Below are 1,789 nucleotides of genomic sequence, written 5' to 3' on the forward strand. Positions count from 1 at the left end.
AACAGCAAGAACACCCCGAAGGTCACCAGAAATTGGATACAGACCGACAGTGCGCCGGCACCGAAGCCACGGCGGGCGAACAACCGGACATCGAGTAGGGGTGCCGAGGAACGTAGTTCTACGACGACGAACACCACAACTGCGAACAAGCCCACCGCAGTGCTGATGGCGACGAGCGAATCCGACCAGCCACGGGCCGGAACCTCGATCACAGCGAAGACGATCGCCCCGACCGCGACAACTACGGTCACCGCGCCCACCCAATCGACCGGTGGATGCTCCTGCTGGCGGGACTCCGCGATACTGCATGCCAACCCGGCCAGAACCGCTCCGGCGACGGTCAACCCGACGAACACCGAGGTCCACGACCACTGTTCGAGCAGCACACCAGCCCCGAGGATGCCCAGGACCGCCCCGGATCCAGCAACCCCGGCCCACACACCTACAGCGCGGCCGCGATGCGCCGGTGGAAATCCCGCGGTCAGTATCGACAGCGTCGAGGGCATGACCAGCGCCGCACCCGCCCCAGCCAACGCGCGAGCAGCGATCAGCCACGCCGGGTCGGCGAGAAACAAGGGCAAGGCCGACGCGAAAGCGAACAACGCCAACCCCGCCACGAGCACCCCGCGGCGACCGTACCGGTCACCGATCGCACCGGCAGGCAGAACGAAGCACGCCAATACCAGCGTATAACCGTCGACTATCCAGGTCAGTTGAGCTTGCGTCGCCCCTGTCGCGACCGCGATCTGTGGCAACGCTGAATACAATGCCGCCATTGCGGCCACCACCAACGCGACCGCCATGCACGACACAATCAACATCCACCACTGGGCACCGCTCCATCGAGCGACGCTGGCAGAGTCGGATCTACGTTCGTTCAACGGCCAGCCTCCCAGTTAGAGACTGATCGTCTCGGTACGAGACTATTAGTATCATAACTTTGCGGGTGTGACAGAATGGTCAAGCGAGGACATGTTTTGTCAGTCAAAATGGAGCGGAGCCCGTTCATGGTCGACCCTCTCGTTGCAGCCGAGGGTCCGGCCGACCCCCGGCTGGCGCGCTCACGTAACCGGTTGCTCGAAGCGGCGGGCCAGCTGCTGTCCACCGGCGGTGTCGAGGCGGTCACCGTGGAGGCGGTCACCCGCATGTCGAAGGTTGCACGTGCCACTCTGTACCGCCACTTCGGAAGTACCACTGACCTGCTTGCTGCAACCTTCGAGCGACTACTACCCCCAGTCGACACCGATATCGATACCGGTCCGCTACGTGAACGTCTGATTTCGTTGCTCACCACCCAAGCCGACCTCATCGACCAAGCTCCGGTGCAGATGACCACGCTGGCCTGGCTGGCAATGGGACCCGTCAACAGCGGCGACGCCAGCCGGCGCGATCTCGATCCTGGCGCGGTGGTCTCGCTTCGGGCCCGTGTCATAGAGCAATACCGCAGGTCCCTGGATCAGATCCTGACGGCCCCTGACGCTCGCGCTGTACTCGGCGAGATCGACACCACCTTCGCCCTCATTCAGCTCCTCGGACCGATAGTGTTCGCTCGCCTCACAGGACTGCGCCACATCCACGCCGACGACTGCATCCAAATCGTCGACAACTTTCTCGCCGCCCATGCCGCAAGTGTCCGATCGAGCACTTCGCGCGACCACAGCCGTCCACGGCCGGCCGCGACGCTAGACCCGCAGCTCACCGACGGCCAATAAAACTTGATGCGAAATTTCACCATCAATGCGCTATCCAGTCAGGGATCGCAGCGCTCACTGGATACGGCCGGACGTGT

2 protein-coding genes are annotated in these 1,789 nt (G+C 63.3%); one reads left to right on the top strand and one right to left on the bottom strand.

All coding sequences use genetic code 11. The features are described 5' to 3' along the window. On the bottom strand, nucleotides 1-803 hold an 803-nt coding region (locus A2J02_RS20635; protein ID WP_442971492.1), incomplete at its 3' end, for an MFS transporter. 204 nt (nucleotides 804-1,007) lie between these two features. Here A2J02_RS20635 and A2J02_RS20640 point away from each other — a divergent pair. Next, the gene (locus tag A2J02_RS20640) at nucleotides 1,008-1,712 is read left to right on the top strand and encodes a TetR/AcrR family transcriptional regulator (protein WP_027498235.1); all 705 of its coding nucleotides are present in this window, start codon (nucleotides 1,008-1,010) and stop codon (nucleotides 1,710-1,712) included. The last annotated feature ends 77 nt before the right edge of the window (nucleotides 1,713-1,789 follow it).

This window comes from Rhodococcus sp. EPR-147 (assembly GCF_001647185.1).
GTDB lineage: Bacteria > Actinomycetota > Actinomycetes > Mycobacteriales > Mycobacteriaceae > Rhodococcoides.

Bases quoted from the DNA above. Each gene is read 5' to 3' on its own strand.
- A2J02_RS20640 (WP_027498235.1), top strand. From the start codon at position 1,008: ATGGTCGACCCTCTCGTTGCAGCCGAGGGTCCGGCCGACCCCCGGCTG.